The following is a 16,154-nucleotide window of genomic DNA, read 5'->3' as shown; positions in this document are numbered from 1 at the left end:
TTGCTTTTTACTCTCTAGCTGTTTCTTTAAAAAAATTCATATGGAAATTTTCAGGGGTAAAGTGAATGTTATGAATTCATGTGCATAATGTAGTATTGGTTCTATTAAGGGGTTGGGGGGATTTTAATGACTAATGGACAACAACAATCTATTCCTGGTCACTTTGTCATGGATACACAGCGGGCTATGTTGCTTCCGCCAGAATTAAAAGCTGCGCCTTCGGAATCACTAACAGAACAGTTGTTTATCGAAAGATCCTTAACTGAAAATCGATTTTGGCTACGGATTATGAAGGAACATGCCCTTTTTCTTGGTGAAGGATTTAATCGAAAAGATAAAAACTTAATTCAACAAGTAGATCAATTTTTTCAGCTTTTTGATCGACAGTTACAAAAAGCATTCTCTATTCCTCAAACTGTTCAAGCGGTCAGGCAATTAAACGAAGAAAGTATTCAGCTTGTTTATGCGTTTCGTAATTATAAAAGAAACCTTTTAATTTTAATTATTAATTGTAAGGTAAGTGGTTTCAATTTTCCATTATTAGTAGATCATATTGCACGGGAAGCGGAATATTTTATAAGAACACTCCAGAAATTTAATGAAGGAAAGATGGACCCAATTCAAGATGCAATCATCAGTGAAAATGTATTTTGGCTAAGAATTATGATGGAACACTCTCGTTTTATTTCCTCGTTGCTTGATCAATCAGAACGAAATTTAGTGCATACTGCTTCGAAATTTGGTGATGATTTTGAAGTGCTTCTTGGTCAAGCAAGAGATGTTGAATCGATGTTATATCAGAAACAACCAACGTATCCGATTATTGGGAAATTAAATAAAGATAGTGAAAATGCTACAGTTGAATTGAGGAATTTCAAAAAAGCTGGATTAGAGCTTATTCAAACATGTCAAATTAAAAGTGTAATTAATCCGTTATTAGCCGACCATGTTGTACGGGAAGCGGAGCATTTCTTATTTATGATTCATGTGTTAGAAGAACGCTTGAAACAAAAACAAATGCCGCAATCACCGGAATGAGTGCTTTGTTATTATGATACATACTAGAGTGTGTATACGCTAATATTCGTTTTTTACCATGAAAAGATCGATTATTTCTATGTTTGGGAATGATCGATCTTTTTTTGTGTACTTATCTTTCAATTTATCCCGCTATTTGCGAGCAGTAAGACCCCTACCTCAAGATTCAGAGTGGGGGGATCAACTGTCCGTAAAAGCACGATTAGTGCGGGCTGATTAAAGTTTCACTTTATATGGGAATCATAGATAAAAAAGGAGGGTGAAAAATGACAATCGATCGAATTTGTACAATTGGACCAGCTAGTAATAATGAAGAGACATTATCTCAGCTAATAAAAAATGGCATGAGAATAGTTCGGTTAAATTTCTCTCATGGTTCACATGAGAGTCACCAAGAAATAATTCGTTTAGTGAAATCTTTAGATGACTCCATTAAAATTTTAGGTGATTTACAAGGTCCTAAAATAAGATTGGGTGTAATGAAGGAAGAACAAATTACACTTCAAGCGGGAGATGCTTTTGTTTTATATACTCATGTAGTGGAAGGGAGTAAAGAAGGGGTAAGTGTTGATTATACTGGGATTGCTAATGATGTGAAAGTTGGAAATAGAATTCTTATTAATGATGGAGCAGTTGAATTAGTTGTTGAAAAGGTAAGTGTGGAAAAAATAGAAACGAGAGTACAAATTGGTGGCGATATCGCTTCGCATAAAGGGGTGAATTTACCAGGTGCAAACGTTAGCTTGCCGGCTATTACGGAGAAAGATAAAAAAGATATTCAGTTTCTTTTAGGGGAAGGTGTGGACTTTATTGCGTGTTCATTTGTTCGACAACCTTCTCATATAAAGGAAATTCGAAACTTTATACAGCAACAAAAAGCAACCTCTCCCAATCTAATTGCAAAAATAGAAACGATGGAAGCTATCGAAAATTTTCAAGATATATGCAAAGAAGTTGACGGGATTATGATTGCAAGGGGAGATTTAGGTGTGGAACTGCCGTATCAAATGATTCCACTTTTACAAAAAATGATGATTCATGAATGTAATCGCGCAAATATTTATGTAATTACAGCAACACAAATGCTTCAATCTATGGTAGATCACTCCATTCCTACAAGGGCTGAGGTGACGGATGTATTTCAGGCTGTATTAGATGGAACGAATGCTGTTATGCTTTCTGCTGAAAGTGCATCGGGTGGTCATCCAGTTGAAAGTATTAAAACATTGCGTCTTGTTTCTGAGTTTGCGGAACATGTGAAAAAAGATGGCCCCTTTGTTATGAAGGATGTGTTGGCATTATTACATAAATCTATATAGTGTATAGTATTGTAAGGTTTATACCCTTATCTGAGTTTGAAATGTGTGGTTTTTAGAATAACCTCGTCTTGAAATTGGACGGGGTTATTCGTGTTGTAGGTCGTGAAATTTATGAGTTAGTTACAAAAATATTCAAAATGTATTCAACAGTACCTTGCAATAAACAATAGTAAATGGTATATTATGGATATGTTTAGTACCTTGCATTGAACAGTACTAATTGGAAAGGAGGACTATTTTTGAACGTCCAGTTTAAAAAAGGTGTGCTAGAACTATGTGTACTGGCACTTGTCAAACGGAAAGATTGCTACGGTTATGAGCTTGTTCAGCAAATCTCCAATAAATTTTTAATTTCAGAAGGGTCAGTATACCCGTTGTTACGTCGTTTAACAAAAGAGGGTTACTTTCAAACATATTTAAAAGAATCAACAGAAGGACCACCGCGTAAATATTATCAATTAACAAATCAAGGAGAAGAGCAATTATATTTACTTGTAACGGAGTGGCGTGATTTTGCTAAAGGAGTACAAGAAATTATTGAAGAGGTGTAATGAGATGAACAAAGAACAATTTCTTCGAGAATTATCGGGACATCTTAGAAAGTTACCAGAAGAAGAAAGACAAGATATCTTATACGATTATGAGGAACATTTTCAGTTTGGATTAGAGGAAGGGAAGACAGAAGCAGAAATTATAAAAGGGCTTGGATCACCAAAAGCTATCGCAAAGGAGATATTGGCACTATCTCGTTTTGATGAGATGAAAAAAGATCCGTCTGCTTCGAATATAACAAGAGCAGTGATGGCAGCGATTGGCCTTAGTTTATTAAACTTTATTATCGTCTTAGGTCCTTTAGTTGCAGTTGCGAGTTTCATATTCTCGCTTTGGGTTGGAGGTGTTGCCTCAGTTGTGGCGCCGCTGCTAGTAGTGATTAAGATACTAACAGGTACTTTCTTATGGCTGGATATATTTGTTTCTATTACATCTGTTGGAGTTGGCTTGTTGTTATGCATAGTTGCTTATTATTGTACAAAGTGGTTTAAAAACTGTTGCGTAAGCTATGTTAATTGGAATCTCAAAATGATTAAGGGAGAATAGATGAGATGAAAAAAATATTATTAGTAGCTGTTACTTGCATCATCATTGGAGTTATTGGAATATCAATGACATATAAACAGGCAGTAGATGCGGCGACAAGTGGAGATAAAGAAAAAGTTATTAAAAATGAAGCCATCAAAAGTTTAGAAATTGAGTTGGATGCAGGAGATATTGTCGTACAAAAAGGAAATGATTCTTCTTTTTATATAAAACAATCAGGGGATATTGCGAAGCAAAAGGTGGATATTGAAGAACAAGGAAATACGTTAAAAGTTCAAGGTAAGGTGAAAAAGGGTCCTTCATTTAATCTCTCATTTTTAAATTTTGGATTCAAGACACCAAGAATAACAGTTGTTGTTCCAGAGCGTGTTTACCAAGAAGTGAGGGTGAAATCTTCTGCTGGTGAAATAACAGTAAGTGATTTGAAAGGTGAACATATAGAAATCGCAACACTCGGCGGAGATGTAGAAGTGGAGCGAGTGATGGCGAAAAAAGTAGAAGGGTCTTCAAAAGCTGGAGAAGTTAAAATGAAAAAAGTAAGTGGCAATGTTGTTGCGAAAACAACAGGTGGCGATGTCGATATTATTGATCATGATCCTACCTATGATTTAGAAGCAAGTTCGACTGCAGGAGAAGTTGATATTCGGTTACTTCAGAAGCCTAAAAATGCGACTGTAAGCGGGAAAACATTTGCAGGGGAAGTAAGTATTTTTAATGAGGAGGATAGAAATGTAACAATAGGAAATGGTAGTGTGAAAATTAGCGGGCAAACATCTGCAGGAGACGTTACAATTGAAGTGAAGTGAAAAAATAGACCAGTTTAACTGGTCTATTTTTTAATGTAAATCGCGGTATACCCCGATTACTTTTCCGATAACAGAAACTTTATCTAAAATGATCGGTTCTAAAGAAGAGTTCTCAGGTTGCAGGCGGAAATGATCTTTTTCTTTGTAAAAACGTTTTACAGTCGCTTCGTTATCTTCTGTTAAAGCAACGACGATTTCCCCATTGTATGCAGAATGTTGTTGACGAACAACAACTAAATCTCCGTCTAGAATACCGGCTTCAATCATGCTATCTCCAGAGATTCGTAACATAAATACTTGATCAGCTCCAGCAACAACACTTGCAGGAAGTGGGAAATGTTCCTCTACACTTTCAACTGCTGTAATTGGTAAACCAGCTGTAACTTTTCCAACAATCGGTACTTGGATGACTGATTGAGTTTCTGTTTCGATTTTCACTTCACCTAAAATTTCAATGGCTCTTGGTTTTGTTGGATCACGTCGAATATAACCTTTTTCTTCTAGACGCGATAAATGTCCGTGCACCGTAGAACTAGAAGCAAGGCCAACCGCTTGACCAATTTCGCGTACGGAAGGTGGATAACCTTTTTCTTGTACTTTTAGCTTAATGAAGTCGAGAATGTCCTGCTGGCGTTTTGTTAACTTTTCCATGTTTTTTAACACCTCGTTTTCTTTCAATTTTCTTATTTATAAGTATAACATGCGAAAAAACATTCTACAAACATAAGTTCGAACAAAAAGACGATTTGTGATACACTAAAGGAAAAATTGAAATGAGGAAGAGGGTTTTAAAATGAATGCAATCATTTATGCCCGTGTAAGTACAACGAAAGAGGCACAGGAAACATCATTATCACGCCAAAAAGATGAATTATTGCATTTAGCTGAGCGATATCAAATGAATGTTATAAAGGTGATTGAGGAGAAGGCAAGCGGTTATACGATTGAACGAGATGGTATATTAGAAGTGCTGGACATGATCCGAGATGAGGAAATTGATGTGCTTCTCATTCAAGATGAAACGCGGCTTGGAAGAGGGAATGCAAAGATTGCTTTAATGCACTGTTTACATAAAGAAGAGATCAAAGTGTATACACATACGCATAATGGAGAATTACAGCTTTCTGATTCGGATTCCATGGTTCTGGACATTATTGGTATAGTTGAAGAGTATCAGAGAAAGATTCATAATTTGAAGATTAAACGCGGAATGCAGAGAGCGGTAGAAAGAGGATTTCGTCCAGAAAAAAACTTAAAAAACCGACATTTAAGTACAGGACGTGAAAAGAAAGAAGTGCCGATTGAAGAGATTGTACGTCTGCGTCGTAATGAATTGACATTTGAAGAAATTGCAGCAACGCTTCGTGGTTTTGGGCATGAGGTATCGAAAGCAACAGTACATCGCAGATACGTGGAGTATACGAAGCAATTGCTTGATAAACAAGACTAACTATTGTATGATAATAATCAGTTTTAAGTAGAAAGGGGATTCGAGATGCTAAGTCACGAACTCATTGAACGCATTAATTTCTTAGCGAAAAAAGCAAAAGCTGAAGGATTAACTGAAGAAGAGCAACGTGAGCGCCAATCGCTCCGTGAACAATATTTAAAAGGATTTCGTCAAAATATGTTAAACGAATTAAAAGGCATTAAAGTCGTTAACGAAGAAGGTAAAGATGTTACACCGACGAAATTAAAAGAATTGAAAAAACAAGATAATACGAAGTTAAATTAAAAGATGGGCGTAGCCCATCTTTTTTTGATTTTAATAGATTATTAATTGTTATATTTAGACAGATGATAATGAATGATTTAGGTTTATTTTGTTGATATTTATCCCGCATTAACGGGCTGTAATACTCCCACCTCAAAACTTAAGAAAATGCGAAGAAGTTTAGGTGGGAGATAAACAGCCCGTAAAAGCCCGATTGGTTCAACTAACAATCAGTGGGGGATGGGGAACCCCCACTGATTGAAGTTTCACTTTATATGAGGGGAATTTGCTGGATGTTAATAACCTATGAGGTGATGAAATGTTTCATCTACATAAGAAGTTGTTCTTATGCAGCGCTATAAGTGTTTGTTTTATAGGGAATTCTTCAAAGATACATGAACCAGATCCTGAAATTATTAAAACGTATACAAATATACCTGAGATAAATAATTGGGTTACTATTCCAAAAGAAACGAAAGAAATTACAATTTACGTGCAAGCGAAGCATACAGAAACGGTTCTGTTCTGGCTTGTTCCGACGGGTACAGCGACATGGAAAGAACGTCGATTGATTGGATGCGATACTGACGGGATAGATGGATGGTCTGTGAAATGGAATGTAAATGGAGAAGGATTACACCATCATATAAGTGTACAAGCTCTTGGGCTTACATCAATAAGTAGTGATTCAATTAATGTCCATACCGAATATAAATGAAGTGATTCGAGTTCTCAAAAATTATTCTTAGTTATAATCGTTTGTCTAAAGAAAGTGTTCTAAGTTATAAAGAAAGAACGAAATTGTTTTTGGATGATTGTATGATGACAAGAAAAGGGAGAAGGGTACCTTTTGCGTTTTGGGTTTTAATATTTTCTATCCAGTGTAGTGTTTAGATATGAAAAATATTAATTTTTTCTAAATAAATCTAAAATAAAAGAACTACTAATTGCTATAAATAAAGAAATAATGGCGATAAGTAACAAGAGGATTGCAATGACGCTATATAAATAACCTAATCCTTCACTTGTTATCATGACACCTCGATCAAAATACAGTATGCCAAACGTACCAATGGAAAGAATAAGCATGACACCACCTGGGATGTATTTATGGGGGGATTTTAATTTGACTGAAAAATAAATAGAAAGAATTGAAATGAGAGCCATGATAATAATAAAGGTATAAGAAGCTGCTTCTTCACTCATTATGTCACCTCCCTTCATTGTTATTAAATATATACGATGAAAGTTAATATATATTCATTTCTATTGTACATGTTGTGAATATATGGTGAATAGAGGGGTGCCTAAAAATTTGAGAGTTGACACGTTTTAGAATGCAGATAATTCCCTTTATTTTCAATAAAAAGATAACAAAAAAGTATAACATATTGAATGCCCATACATTCCGGAAATTACAGTTTTTTTTATAAAAAATCGAAAAAACATCAACATATTTGTCGATACATGTTGTATAATCTTGCGTGGGAAGATATCATATAAATGTGTAAAACGTTTACTAATATAAGCGAAGGGAAGAATAGCATGTCACATTCAATCGAACAACTTTCTATCAACACGATTCGCACATTATCCATCGATGCGATTGAAAAAGCAAACTCTGGTCACCCAGGAATGCCAATGGGTGCAGCACCAATGGCTTATACATTATGGACTCAATTTATGAAACACAATCCAAATAACCCAACGTGGTTTAACCGCGATCGTTTCGTATTATCTGCAGGTCATGGTTCAATGTTATTATACAGCCTACTTCATCTGTCTGGTTACGACGTAACAATAGATGACTTAAAGAATTTCCGTCAATGGGGAAGCAAAACTCCAGGACATCCTGAGTATGGTCATACAGCAGGCGTAGATGCAACAACTGGCCCACTTGGACAAGGGATTGCGACAGCGGTTGGTATGGCGATGGCTGAGAGACATTTAGCGGCGAAATATAATCGCGATGCATACAACGTAGTTGATCATTATACATACGCAATTTGCGGTGATGGCGATTTAATGGAAGGCGTTTCTGCTGAAGCATCTTCATTAGCTGCTCACTTAGGATTAGGTCGACTTGTTGTGTTATACGATTCTAATGATATTTCATTAGATGGTGATTTAAATCGTTCATTCTCTGAAAATGTAGAAGATCGTTATAAAGCATACGGTTGGCAAGTAATCCGTGTTGAGGATGGAAACGATGTTGAAGCAATTGCAAAAGCGATTGAGGAAGCGAAAGCTGACGAAAAACGTCCAACGCTAATTGAAGTAAGAACAACAATTGGTTTCGGTTCTCCAAACAAATCAGGGAAATCTGCTTCACATGGTTCTCCGCTTGGTGTTGATGAAACGAAATTAACAAAAGAAGTATATGCTTGGTCAGCTGAGCAAGACTTTCATGTACCGGAAGAAGTATATGATAACTTCCGTAAAACAGTACAAGATGTTGGTGAAACAGCACAAGCTGCATGGAATACAATGCTTGGCGAATATGCACAAGCATACCCAGAATTAGCAAATGAATTACAAGCAGCAATGAAAGGTCTTCTTCCAGAAGGTTGGGATAAAAACTTACCAACTTATGAATTAGGATCAAAAGCAGCAACACGTAATTCTTCAGGTACTGTAATTAACGCGATTGCTGAAGCTGTACCATCATTCTTTGGTGGATCTGCAGACCTTGCTGGTTCTAACAAAACATACATGAATAACGAAAAAGACTTTACAAGAGCTGATTACAGCGGTAAAAACATTTGGTACGGTGTACGTGAGTTCGCAATGGGTGCAGCAATGAACGGTATTGCACTTCATGGCGGTTTAAAAACTTACGGTGGTACGTTCTTCGTATTCTCTGATTACTTACGTCCAGCAATCCGCTTAGCGGCGTTAATGCAATTACCTGTAACGTATGTATTTACACACGACAGTATTGCTGTTGGTGAAGATGGTCCAACACATGAACCAGTTGAGCAGTTAGCGGCGCTTCGTGCAATGCCAAACGTATCGGTTATCCGTCCTGCTGATGGTAATGAGTCTGTTGCAGCTTGGAAATTAGCTTTAGAATCTACAAGTACTCCAACTGCATTAATCTTAACTCGTCAAGACCTTCCAACATTAGAAGGCGCAAAAGACGATACGTATGAAAAAGTTGCAAAAGGTGCATATGTAGTTTCTGCAAGCAAGAAAGAAACTGCTGATGTAATCTTACTTGCAACTGGTTCTGAAGTAAGTTTAGCGATTGAAGCACAAACAGCATTAGCAGCAGATGGCGTTGATGCAGCTGTTGTCAGCATGCCATCTATGGATCGCTTTGAAGCACAATCTGCTGAATATAAAGAATCTGTATTACCAAAAGCAGTAACAAAACGTTTCGCAATCGAAATGGGTGCTACTTTCGGATGGCACCGTTACGTTGGTCTTGAAGGAGATGTACTAGGAATCGATACATTCGGTGCTTCTGCTCCTGGTGAAAAGATCATGGAAGAGTATGGATTTACTGTAGAAAATGTTGTTCGTAAAGTAAAAGAAATGCTTTAATGATTTGTGAAAAATCTCTCCGGCATGGAGAGATTTTTCTATGTAAATGAGTTTATTCGACAGAAAAAGTTTTTTCTTTCTCCGCAGTCAGACAATCATTGCATATTTTCTTCGATATAATGTAGAGAAAAAGGTTGTCCAGAGCGGGAGGGAAAGCATGAAAACGTATGAATTGTATTTAATTCAAGAAGATATTGCGAAGGCATACTTTGGTCGCGAGTATTTGTTTTTTGATTTATTTGCTCGATTTTCGGAATCTGGTTCCCTTTCGGAAAAGAAAGTGTTATATAAGCAGATCATGTATATTACGATGCCATTACAAGTAATGAAAATTCACCATAAATTAGAACAGGTTTTACGCAATTTTGGAAAGTATGATCGAACACATTGTACACACATGCTATATACTGGGGCAGAATATGGCGAAATAATGGTGAAATCACAATATATTCAAATGAGCACATCTGGAAATACATCGATGGAAACGACTTTTTTTGAAGTGCTTAGGAAATGCGAATTGACATTTTTAGCAATGGATTACGAAAATAAAAAGTATGGTTGGCTAAATCCTCTGAAACAAGCACGAACATATGTGTAAAAAATGTCGAATACAATCTTGTCTTATTCAAAAGGTTTTAGTACACTGTAAGGTAGACAACATGAAGGAGGAAAATATATGTCAATTTGGGTAGTTGTTCTAGTGGGCGTATTAGCACTAGTAGCAGGCGTGGCGTTAGGATTTTTCATCGCCCGTAAATATATGATGAATTACTTACAAAAAAATCCACCAATCAATGAACAAATGTTAAAAATGATGATGATGCAAATGGGACAAAAACCATCCCAAAAGAAAATCAATCAAATGATGAGCGCAATGAACAAACAACAAATGAAATAAGCGCTAAAGGGACACTCGATAAGAGTGTCCTTTCCTTTTTGGAAAAGTTTAGTGTTTAAAACTTTTAAAAATTCTGTATTTTTGATAAACTGAAAACATCGCTCATTTCGAGGGAGGGGGATATAATGAAAGTATTTTTTAATTTAGCGTGGTTTTTTAAACAAGAAAAACGAGCGTACATAACGGGCATTATTTTGCTATTTGGTGTAGCACTGCTTGAACTTGTGGCACCAAAAGTAATTGGGATTGTCGTAGACGAAATTAACAATCAAACGTTAACATCTGAAAAATTGTTGCAATGGGTTGTTCTTCTAGTAGCTGTTGGGATCACGATGTATATATTACGTTACATATGGCGTATTATGATTTTTGGATCTTCTTTAAAGCTAGCTCGCCAATTACGAAAGAAGTTATATGAACATTTTACAAATATGAGTCCATCTTTTTATCAATCACATCGTACAGGGGACTTAATGGCACATGCAACGAATGATATTCAAGCAATTCAACAAACTGCTGGGGCAGGCGTTTTGACGCTTGTTGATTCATTAGCGGTAGGTGGATGTGTACTCTTGGCTATGGGGTTTACAATTAGTTGGAAGTTAACATTGTTAAGCCTAATTCCAATGCCGATTGTAGCGATTTCCACTAATTATTATGGTACTTTACTACACAGACGTTTTCATAAAGCACAGCAAGCGTTTTCTGAAATCAATGATAAAGTACAAGAGAGTATGAGTGGAATGAAGGTGATTCGCTCACTCGGTCAAGAAAAGGAAGATTTACAAGCATTTCGAAAGAAGTCAGAAGATGTAGTGCATAAAAATATGTTAGTGGCTCGCATCGATTCATTATTTGATCCAACAATTTCTCTTATTGTCGGTTTTTCATTCCTAATTGCTGTATGTTATGGCTCGTTATTGGTTGTTCGCGGTGAACTTACGGTTGGGGAGTTAATTACATTTACAACATATTTAGGGACGCTTGTTTGGCCGATGCTTGCATTTGGATGGTTGTTTAATATTATGGAACGTGGTCGTGCTTCATATGATCGTGTGGAAAAAATATTGTCTCAAACTTCAGATGTTGTGAATAGAGATGAGGCGGTAAATAAAGAAGCAAGCGGTGATATAACATTTGCAATTGAGACATTTTCCTATAAGAAAAATGAAATGATGAATTTAGAGGATATTCAATTTACCCTTAAAAAGGGTGAAACATTAGGTATTGTTGGCCGAACTGGTGCAGGGAAAACGACATTGTTAAAATGTTTAATCCGGGAATATGATCATTTTAATGGAGGGCTGCGCGTCGGAGGGAAAGATATTCGCGATATGACGCTTCACGGTATTCGATCTGCTATTTCGTATGTTCCTCAAGACCATTTCTTATTTTCAGCAAGTATAGGTGAAAATATTGCATTTGGAAAGGCGGATGCTACATATAAAGAAATTACAAGTGCCGCTAATATCGCTTGTATACATGATGATATTGTTCAATTCCCAGAAGGATACGATACGGTAGTAGGAGAACGAGGGGTGTCTTTATCAGGTGGACAAAAACAAAGGATCTCTATCGCACGTGCTCTACTAACAAATGCTGAAATTTTAATTTTAGATGATTGCTTATCCGCGGTTGATGCAAAGACAGAGGAAACAATTTTAACAGCGCTGAAAAGAGAAAGAGAGCAAAAAACAACGATTATTACAGCACATCGGTTAAGTGCCATTCAACATGCAAACCTTATTCTTGTTGTTGATGAAGGGAAAATTGTAGAGCGTGGTACACATGAACAACTAATGGAGCAAGAAGGTTGGTATAAAGAGATGTACGAAAGCCAGCAGTTAGAAGCGTTAGTTGAGAAGGGAGGCATATAATGGCTGAGAAAAAAAGAAGCGATTTATGGCGATTACTTTCTTATATGAAACCATATAAAGGTTTGTTATCACTGGCATTTTTATTTCTAGTTGGTGCAACTGTCGCCGAAATGATGGGTCCATTTTTAATTAAGCAGTTTCTTGATGGACATTTAGTTCCACGTGACTTTGAGCAGTCAGCACTTGTAACTTTATTTGTTGTATATATGATCGCTCATTTATTAAAGGTTTTATTTACGTATTTAAATTTACTATATTTCCAAAATATTGCGTTCAAAATTGTGCAAGACATGCGGGTTGAAGTGTATGAACATGTACAAAGATTATCACTAAGCTTTTTTGACCGTACGCCAATCGGTACTCTCGTATCCCGCATTACCAATGATACGGAAGCAATTAAAGATTTTTATGTGAGTGTGTTATCAACATTTGTAAAAAATGTAGTGTTCTTAATTGGAATTTTAGTTGCAATGTTTTTACTTGATGTGAAGCTTGCTTTATGTTCTCTTATATTAATTCCAATTATGCTTACAATTATGGCAATGTATCGTAAGAAAAGCTCCGTTTTTTATTTGGAGCTTCGGAATCAATTGAGTATTTTAAATGCCAAGCTGAATGAATCGATTCAAGGGATGAATATTGTGCAAGTATTTCGTCAAGAAAAACGGATGCGAAAAGAATTTGAAGAAGTGAATGATAAGCATTACGGTGCTGGGCGCCGTACGTTAAAACTAGATGCGTTATTTTTACGTCCAGCAACAGACCTTGTTCATATTATGGCTATTGCTTTAGTACTTGCATTATTTGGTATTAACGCCTTAAATAGTCCAGTTGAAGTCGGTGTATTATATGCTTTTGTTAATTATATTCATCGCTTTTTCCAACCTGTAAATGAAATGATGATGAAACTCTCTTTCTTCCAACAAGCTCTTGTTTCTTCGTCACGTGTCTTTCATTTGATGGATGAAAAAGATTTAGCACCTGTCCAACAAGGGAGCGAAGAACCGGAAGTGCATGAAGGAGAAATTGAATTTAAAAACGTTACATTTTCATACGATGGAAAACGTGATGTTTTAAAAAACGTGTCCTTCCATGTGAAGCCAGGGCAAACAGTTGCTTTTGTTGGGCATACTGGAAGTGGAAAGAGTACGATTATGAACTTATTAATGCGTTTTTATGATATTAAGTCGGGTAATATTTTAATAGACGGGGTAAACTTAGAAACATTTGAAGAGAAGGAAGTTCGAAAGAGAATAGGACTTGTACTGCAAGATGCATTCTTGTTTGCTGGAAATGTAAAACAAAACATTCGTATGTATAATGAAAGTATTACGGATGAAGAAATAGAAGAAGCAGCGCGTTTTGTGCAAGCGAATACGTTTATTGAAAAGTTACCAGAGCAGTATGATACAGAAGTAGTAGAAAGAGGGACCGCGTTTTCAAGTGGCCAAAGACAACTCATTGCGTTTGCAAGAACAATTGCGACAAATCCGAAAGTGTTAGTATTAGACGAGGCAACGGCAAATATTGATACAGAAACGGAAGAAGCAATTCAAACAGCATTGCAGCGCATGAGAAAAGGAAGAACAACCATTGCAATCGCGCACCGGTTATCTACTATTCAAGACTCTGACCAAATCTTTGTTATGCATGATGGGGGAATTGTAGAAAGAGGAACACATCAAGAATTACTGAGTAAGCAAGGGTTGTATTACAATATGTATTTACTTCAGAATAAAGGAAGCCTTCAGAAAGCCTTGTAGTATTGAGGTTTTGAAGGCCTCTTTTTTTATTCCTTTAAAAATGCCTCTATTCCTGTAATTTCTGCTACACCCCACATACTGAATTCGTAATGATACCCTGTTCGTTCAATACATACACCAAATTCTAAATCATCTCCAACTCATATAAAATCTGTGGTTTTTTTGTTGAGAAACATTTGTACTATTGATGAATGAAAGGAATTAAGGAGCATAGGAAGAATATCGTTTATAAAGAATAAGACGATGCGATCAAGCTATCATACTCATTAATTGAATAAATATAGCTCTTAGAAATTGTAGAAGCAAATGAGTCTTGGGAGTTATAGAAGTAATTGTGTTGCAACAGCATAGCAATCTATAAACTTTGCGTCATCTTTTTGAAAAAAAGGAGGGGATTATTATGCGAGCGTCGATTAAAAGATGTATGGTGTTGATTGCTACATTCATTTTACTTGTTACTTCTACTGGTGGTATTGTAACTGCTGAGACAAATACTACGCCAATTTATAAGGAGATGCTTTCACAAAAAGAAACATTGAATCCAGGAGATTGGTTTTTAGGCGAGAAGCCTTTAAATTATGATGAAAATAGGACACCGATTGTTTTTGTACAAGGAAGAAATGGAAGTGCGGATAGTTGGTATGGAAAAACAGTTTATCACAATGTAAACGACATGTATGATTATGCTTATCGTGCGGGATATCAAACTGTATTTATTCAACTATACGATGCAGCTGGAAAGGGATCTGCGAGTCAGTGGGACAATGGTAAATTGTTGGCTGCAAAGCTAGAGGAGATTTATAATCATTTTGGTAAAAAAGTGAATATTGTAGCTCATAGTAAAGGCGGAATTGACACCCAAGCAGCGCTCATTCAATACGGAGCGAATCGTTTTGTAGGAAATGTTATTACACTAGCTTCGCCGCATTATGGATCAAATTTAGCAGACCTATCCTATAGTTGGTGGGCGGGGTGGTTGGCTTCATTACTTGGGCAAAGAGACGATGGCACTTATGCTTTACAAACAGGTGAAATGGCGCAATTTCGTTCCGTAATAGATAACAATCCGAATGCTAAATTAAATCGTTATTATACAGTTGCGGGTACAAGTTGGGGACCTGCTTTCTCTGCTTTATCTTTAGGTGGATTATATCTTTCCGCGTATGGCTCTAATGATGGTTTAGTGAATGAATGGAGTACAAAATTACCGTATGGAACACATTTATTTACCGATTCTAGATTTGATCATGATGATATTCGAAAAGGTTCGGCTGTCTTTTCTCGAATTGAACCATATTTACGCACTTCTACTGTTACATTCGATCCTCTTTATACTTTAAGTAGTAATAGGGAATTTGTTGATAATTTAAATACTACATCTAATCAAACCATTTTAGGTGGAGAATTGGAACCGAATAAATGGATTGATCAATCGATTGCGGTAGATACAAAAACAGAAGGTGTTGTCTCTGTGTTAACAGCATCTTCGGAAGTGAAAATACAACTTATTTCTCCGTCGGGCAAAGTATATACGAATAAAGATAGTAAGTTTACGGTAGGAGATGAAACTTCCTATTTTAAGGGAGCATCCATTCGAACATTTAAAATTAATAAAATGGAAACCGGGGAATGGCATGTTAAACTAATGACCGCACATACAAAAGATGCTTATATGATTGTTACTGATTATAAACAAGCAGCACCGTTTACATTAAAAATGCCAGGGAAAATTAAAGATGGTAAAGTTGAATTTCAATTGAAACAATCTACTAAAGAACTGGGGAAACAAGAGAATCTTTCTTTCACTGTCCGAATTGTTGATCGAGAAGGGAATTTAGTATCGCAATCGAATCAGTTGCAAAGGTTAGATGAGGCTGCATTCACAGGCCTTTTGAATCATATTAAAAAATCAGATGTATATAATGTGACGATTGATATTAAAGGTATTAACTCAGAAGGTAAAGCTTATAATCGTACGATTGTGCGTTCTGTGTATGTTAAAAAATAAACAGCATTTGCGAAAGCGGCACTGTTTAAAAGCTAGTTCATGTTTCATCTAATGCTCCATTCTTTTCGAAAAGAAGTAGAAATATGT

At 36.2% G+C, this 16,154-nt stretch carries 16 protein-coding genes and 1 pseudogene; 14 read left to right on the top strand and 3 right to left on the bottom strand.

Going from position 1 to position 16,154, the window contains the following annotated elements; all coding sequences use genetic code 11:
* The first annotated feature begins 126 nt into the window (after positions 1 to 126).
* The 5 genes from CN373_RS22960 to CN373_RS22940 all read left to right on the top strand — a co-directional run bounded on the left by CN373_RS22960 (position 127) and on the right by CN373_RS22940 (position 4,261).
* Positions 127 to 1,038 carry a DUF2935 domain-containing protein gene (locus CN373_RS22960; RefSeq protein WP_000181299.1) on the top strand — a complete coding sequence of 304 codons (912 nt, stop codon included), beginning with the start codon at positions 127 to 129 and terminating at the stop codon, positions 1,036 to 1,038.
* Positions 1,039 to 1,304: 266 nt separating this feature from the next.
* Positions 1,305 to 2,357, top strand: coding sequence for a pyruvate kinase (locus CN373_RS22955; protein WP_098360251.1), 1,053 nt, complete (start codon positions 1,305 to 1,307; stop codon positions 2,355 to 2,357).
* 239 nt (positions 2,358 to 2,596) lie between these two features.
* Positions 2,597 to 2,908 carry a PadR family transcriptional regulator gene (locus CN373_RS22950; protein ID WP_098360250.1) on the top strand — a complete coding sequence of 104 codons (312 nt, stop codon included), beginning with the start codon at positions 2,597 to 2,599 and terminating at the stop codon, positions 2,906 to 2,908.
* Positions 2,909 to 2,912: 4 nt separating this feature from the next.
* Entirely contained in the window at positions 2,913 to 3,455 is a 543-nt protein-coding gene (locus tag CN373_RS22945) for a DUF1700 domain-containing protein (RefSeq protein ID WP_098360249.1), read from the top strand.
* A 5-nt stretch (positions 3,456 to 3,460) separates the two neighbouring features.
* A complete protein-coding gene (locus CN373_RS22940) occupies positions 3,461 to 4,261 on the top strand; it encodes a DUF4097 family beta strand repeat-containing protein (RefSeq protein ID WP_098360248.1) in 801 nt (266 codons plus the stop codon).
* A 30-nt stretch (positions 4,262 to 4,291) separates the two neighbouring features.
* Here the strand turns inward: CN373_RS22940 and lexA are convergent, their stop codons facing one another.
* The gene (gene lexA / locus CN373_RS22935; protein WP_000413740.1) at positions 4,292 to 4,912 is read right to left on the bottom strand and encodes a transcriptional repressor LexA; all 621 of its coding nucleotides are present in this window, start codon (positions 4,910 to 4,912) and stop codon (positions 4,292 to 4,294) included.
* 142 nt (positions 4,913 to 5,054) lie between these two features.
* Between lexA and CN373_RS22930 the strand changes: the two genes are divergently transcribed.
* The 3 genes from CN373_RS22930 (at position 5,055) to CN373_RS22920 (ending at position 6,693) form a co-directional block, all read left to right on the top strand.
* Complete coding sequence (locus tag CN373_RS22930; RefSeq protein ID WP_000991473.1) at positions 5,055 to 5,711, top strand: YneB family resolvase-like protein; 657 nt, start codon at positions 5,055 to 5,057, stop codon at positions 5,709 to 5,711.
* A 45-nt stretch (positions 5,712 to 5,756) separates the two neighbouring features.
* A complete protein-coding gene (locus CN373_RS22925) occupies positions 5,757 to 5,996 on the top strand; it encodes a DUF896 domain-containing protein (protein ID WP_000948564.1) in 240 nt (79 codons plus the stop codon).
* Positions 5,997 to 6,294: 298 nt separating this feature from the next.
* The gene (locus CN373_RS22920; protein ID WP_235674872.1) at positions 6,295 to 6,693 is read left to right on the top strand and encodes a hypothetical protein; all 399 of its coding nucleotides are present in this window, start codon (positions 6,295 to 6,297) and stop codon (positions 6,691 to 6,693) included.
* Positions 6,694 to 6,881: 188 nt separating this feature from the next.
* Here CN373_RS22920 and CN373_RS22915 read toward each other — a convergent pair whose 3' ends face one another.
* Positions 6,882 to 7,181, bottom strand: a complete 300-nt coding sequence (locus CN373_RS22915) for a hypothetical protein (protein WP_098360246.1) — start codon at positions 7,179 to 7,181, stop codon at positions 6,882 to 6,884.
* 339 nt (positions 7,182 to 7,520) lie between these two features.
* On the opposite strand from CN373_RS22915, the gene tkt reads away from it, so the two are divergent.
* The 5 genes from tkt (at position 7,521) to CN373_RS22890 (ending at position 14,059) form a co-directional block, all read left to right on the top strand.
* A complete protein-coding gene (gene tkt / locus CN373_RS22910; RefSeq protein ID WP_098360245.1) occupies positions 7,521 to 9,521 on the top strand; it encodes a transketolase in 2,001 nt (666 codons plus the stop codon).
* A 157-nt stretch (positions 9,522 to 9,678) separates the two neighbouring features.
* On the top strand, positions 9,679 to 10,119 hold the full coding sequence (gene sirA / locus CN373_RS22905; protein ID WP_000860629.1) for a sporulation inhibitor of replication protein SirA: 441 nt from the start codon (positions 9,679 to 9,681) through the stop codon (positions 10,117 to 10,119).
* Positions 10,120 to 10,197: 78 nt separating this feature from the next.
* Complete coding sequence (locus CN373_RS22900; protein ID WP_003199214.1) at positions 10,198 to 10,419, top strand: YneF family protein; 222 nt, start codon at positions 10,198 to 10,200, stop codon at positions 10,417 to 10,419.
* A gap of 125 nt (positions 10,420 to 10,544) precedes the next feature.
* On the top strand, positions 10,545 to 12,296 hold the full coding sequence (locus CN373_RS22895) for an ABC transporter transmembrane domain-containing protein (RefSeq protein ID WP_098360244.1): 1,752 nt from the start codon (positions 10,545 to 10,547) through the stop codon (positions 12,294 to 12,296).
* Entirely contained in the window at positions 12,296 to 14,059 is a 1,764-nt protein-coding gene (locus CN373_RS22890) for an ABC transporter ATP-binding protein (protein ID WP_000818438.1), read from the top strand. The genes CN373_RS22895 and CN373_RS22890 overlap by 1 nt, the downstream gene beginning before the upstream one ends.
* A gap of 26 nt (positions 14,060 to 14,085) precedes the next feature.
* Here the strand turns inward: CN373_RS22890 and CN373_RS26235 are convergent.
* Positions 14,086 to 14,199 (bottom strand): annotated as a pseudogene (locus tag CN373_RS26235) (YxiF family protein); the annotation flags it as partial.
* 260 nt (positions 14,200 to 14,459) lie between these two features.
* Here CN373_RS26235 and CN373_RS22880 point away from each other — a divergent pair.
* The gene (locus CN373_RS22880; RefSeq protein WP_098360243.1) at positions 14,460 to 16,067 is read left to right on the top strand and encodes a lipase family alpha/beta hydrolase; all 1,608 of its coding nucleotides are present in this window, start codon (positions 14,460 to 14,462) and stop codon (positions 16,065 to 16,067) included.
* The last annotated feature ends 87 nt before the right edge of the window (positions 16,068 to 16,154 follow it).

It is taken from the genome of Bacillus cereus, assembly GCF_002561295.1.
GTDB lineage: Bacteria > Bacillota > Bacilli > Bacillales > Bacillaceae_G > Bacillus_A > Bacillus_A cereus_S.
The sequence above is the reverse complement of the archived record's forward strand: the minus strand, read 5'-3'. Positions and strand labels throughout refer to the sequence as shown.

Bases quoted from the DNA above. Each gene is read 5' to 3' on its own strand.
- CN373_RS22880 (WP_098360243.1), top strand. From the start codon at position 14,460: ATGCGAGCGTCGATTAAAAGATGTATGGTGTTGATTGCTACATTCATT.
- CN373_RS22945 (WP_098360249.1), top strand. From the start codon at position 2,913: ATGAACAAAGAACAATTTCTTCGAGAATTATCGGGACATCTTAGAAAG.
- CN373_RS22940 (WP_098360248.1), top strand. From the start codon at position 3,461: ATGAAAAAAATATTATTAGTAGCTGTTACTTGCATCATCATTGGAGTT.
- CN373_RS22920 (WP_235674872.1), top strand. From the start codon at position 6,295: ATGTTTCATCTACATAAGAAGTTGTTCTTATGCAGCGCTATAAGTGTT.
- CN373_RS22900 (WP_003199214.1), top strand. From the start codon at position 10,198: ATGTCAATTTGGGTAGTTGTTCTAGTGGGCGTATTAGCACTAGTAGCA.
- CN373_RS22915 (WP_098360246.1), bottom strand. From the start codon at position 7,181: ATGAGTGAAGAAGCAGCTTCTTATACCTTTATTATTATCATGGCTCTC.
- lexA (WP_000413740.1), bottom strand. From the start codon at position 4,912: ATGGAAAAGTTAACAAAACGCCAGCAGGACATTCTCGACTTCATTAAG.
- CN373_RS22925 (WP_000948564.1), top strand. From the start codon at position 5,757: ATGCTAAGTCACGAACTCATTGAACGCATTAATTTCTTAGCGAAAAAA.
- CN373_RS22895 (WP_098360244.1), top strand. From the start codon at position 10,545: ATGAAAGTATTTTTTAATTTAGCGTGGTTTTTTAAACAAGAAAAACGA.
- sirA (WP_000860629.1), top strand. From the start codon at position 9,679: ATGAAAACGTATGAATTGTATTTAATTCAAGAAGATATTGCGAAGGCA.
- CN373_RS22890 (WP_000818438.1), top strand. From the start codon at position 12,296: ATGGCTGAGAAAAAAAGAAGCGATTTATGGCGATTACTTTCTTATATG.
- tkt (WP_098360245.1), top strand. From the start codon at position 7,521: ATGTCACATTCAATCGAACAACTTTCTATCAACACGATTCGCACATTA.
- CN373_RS22955 (WP_098360251.1), top strand. From the start codon at position 1,305: ATGACAATCGATCGAATTTGTACAATTGGACCAGCTAGTAATAATGAA.
- CN373_RS22930 (WP_000991473.1), top strand. From the start codon at position 5,055: ATGAATGCAATCATTTATGCCCGTGTAAGTACAACGAAAGAGGCACAG.
- CN373_RS22960 (WP_000181299.1), top strand. From the start codon at position 127: ATGACTAATGGACAACAACAATCTATTCCTGGTCACTTTGTCATGGAT.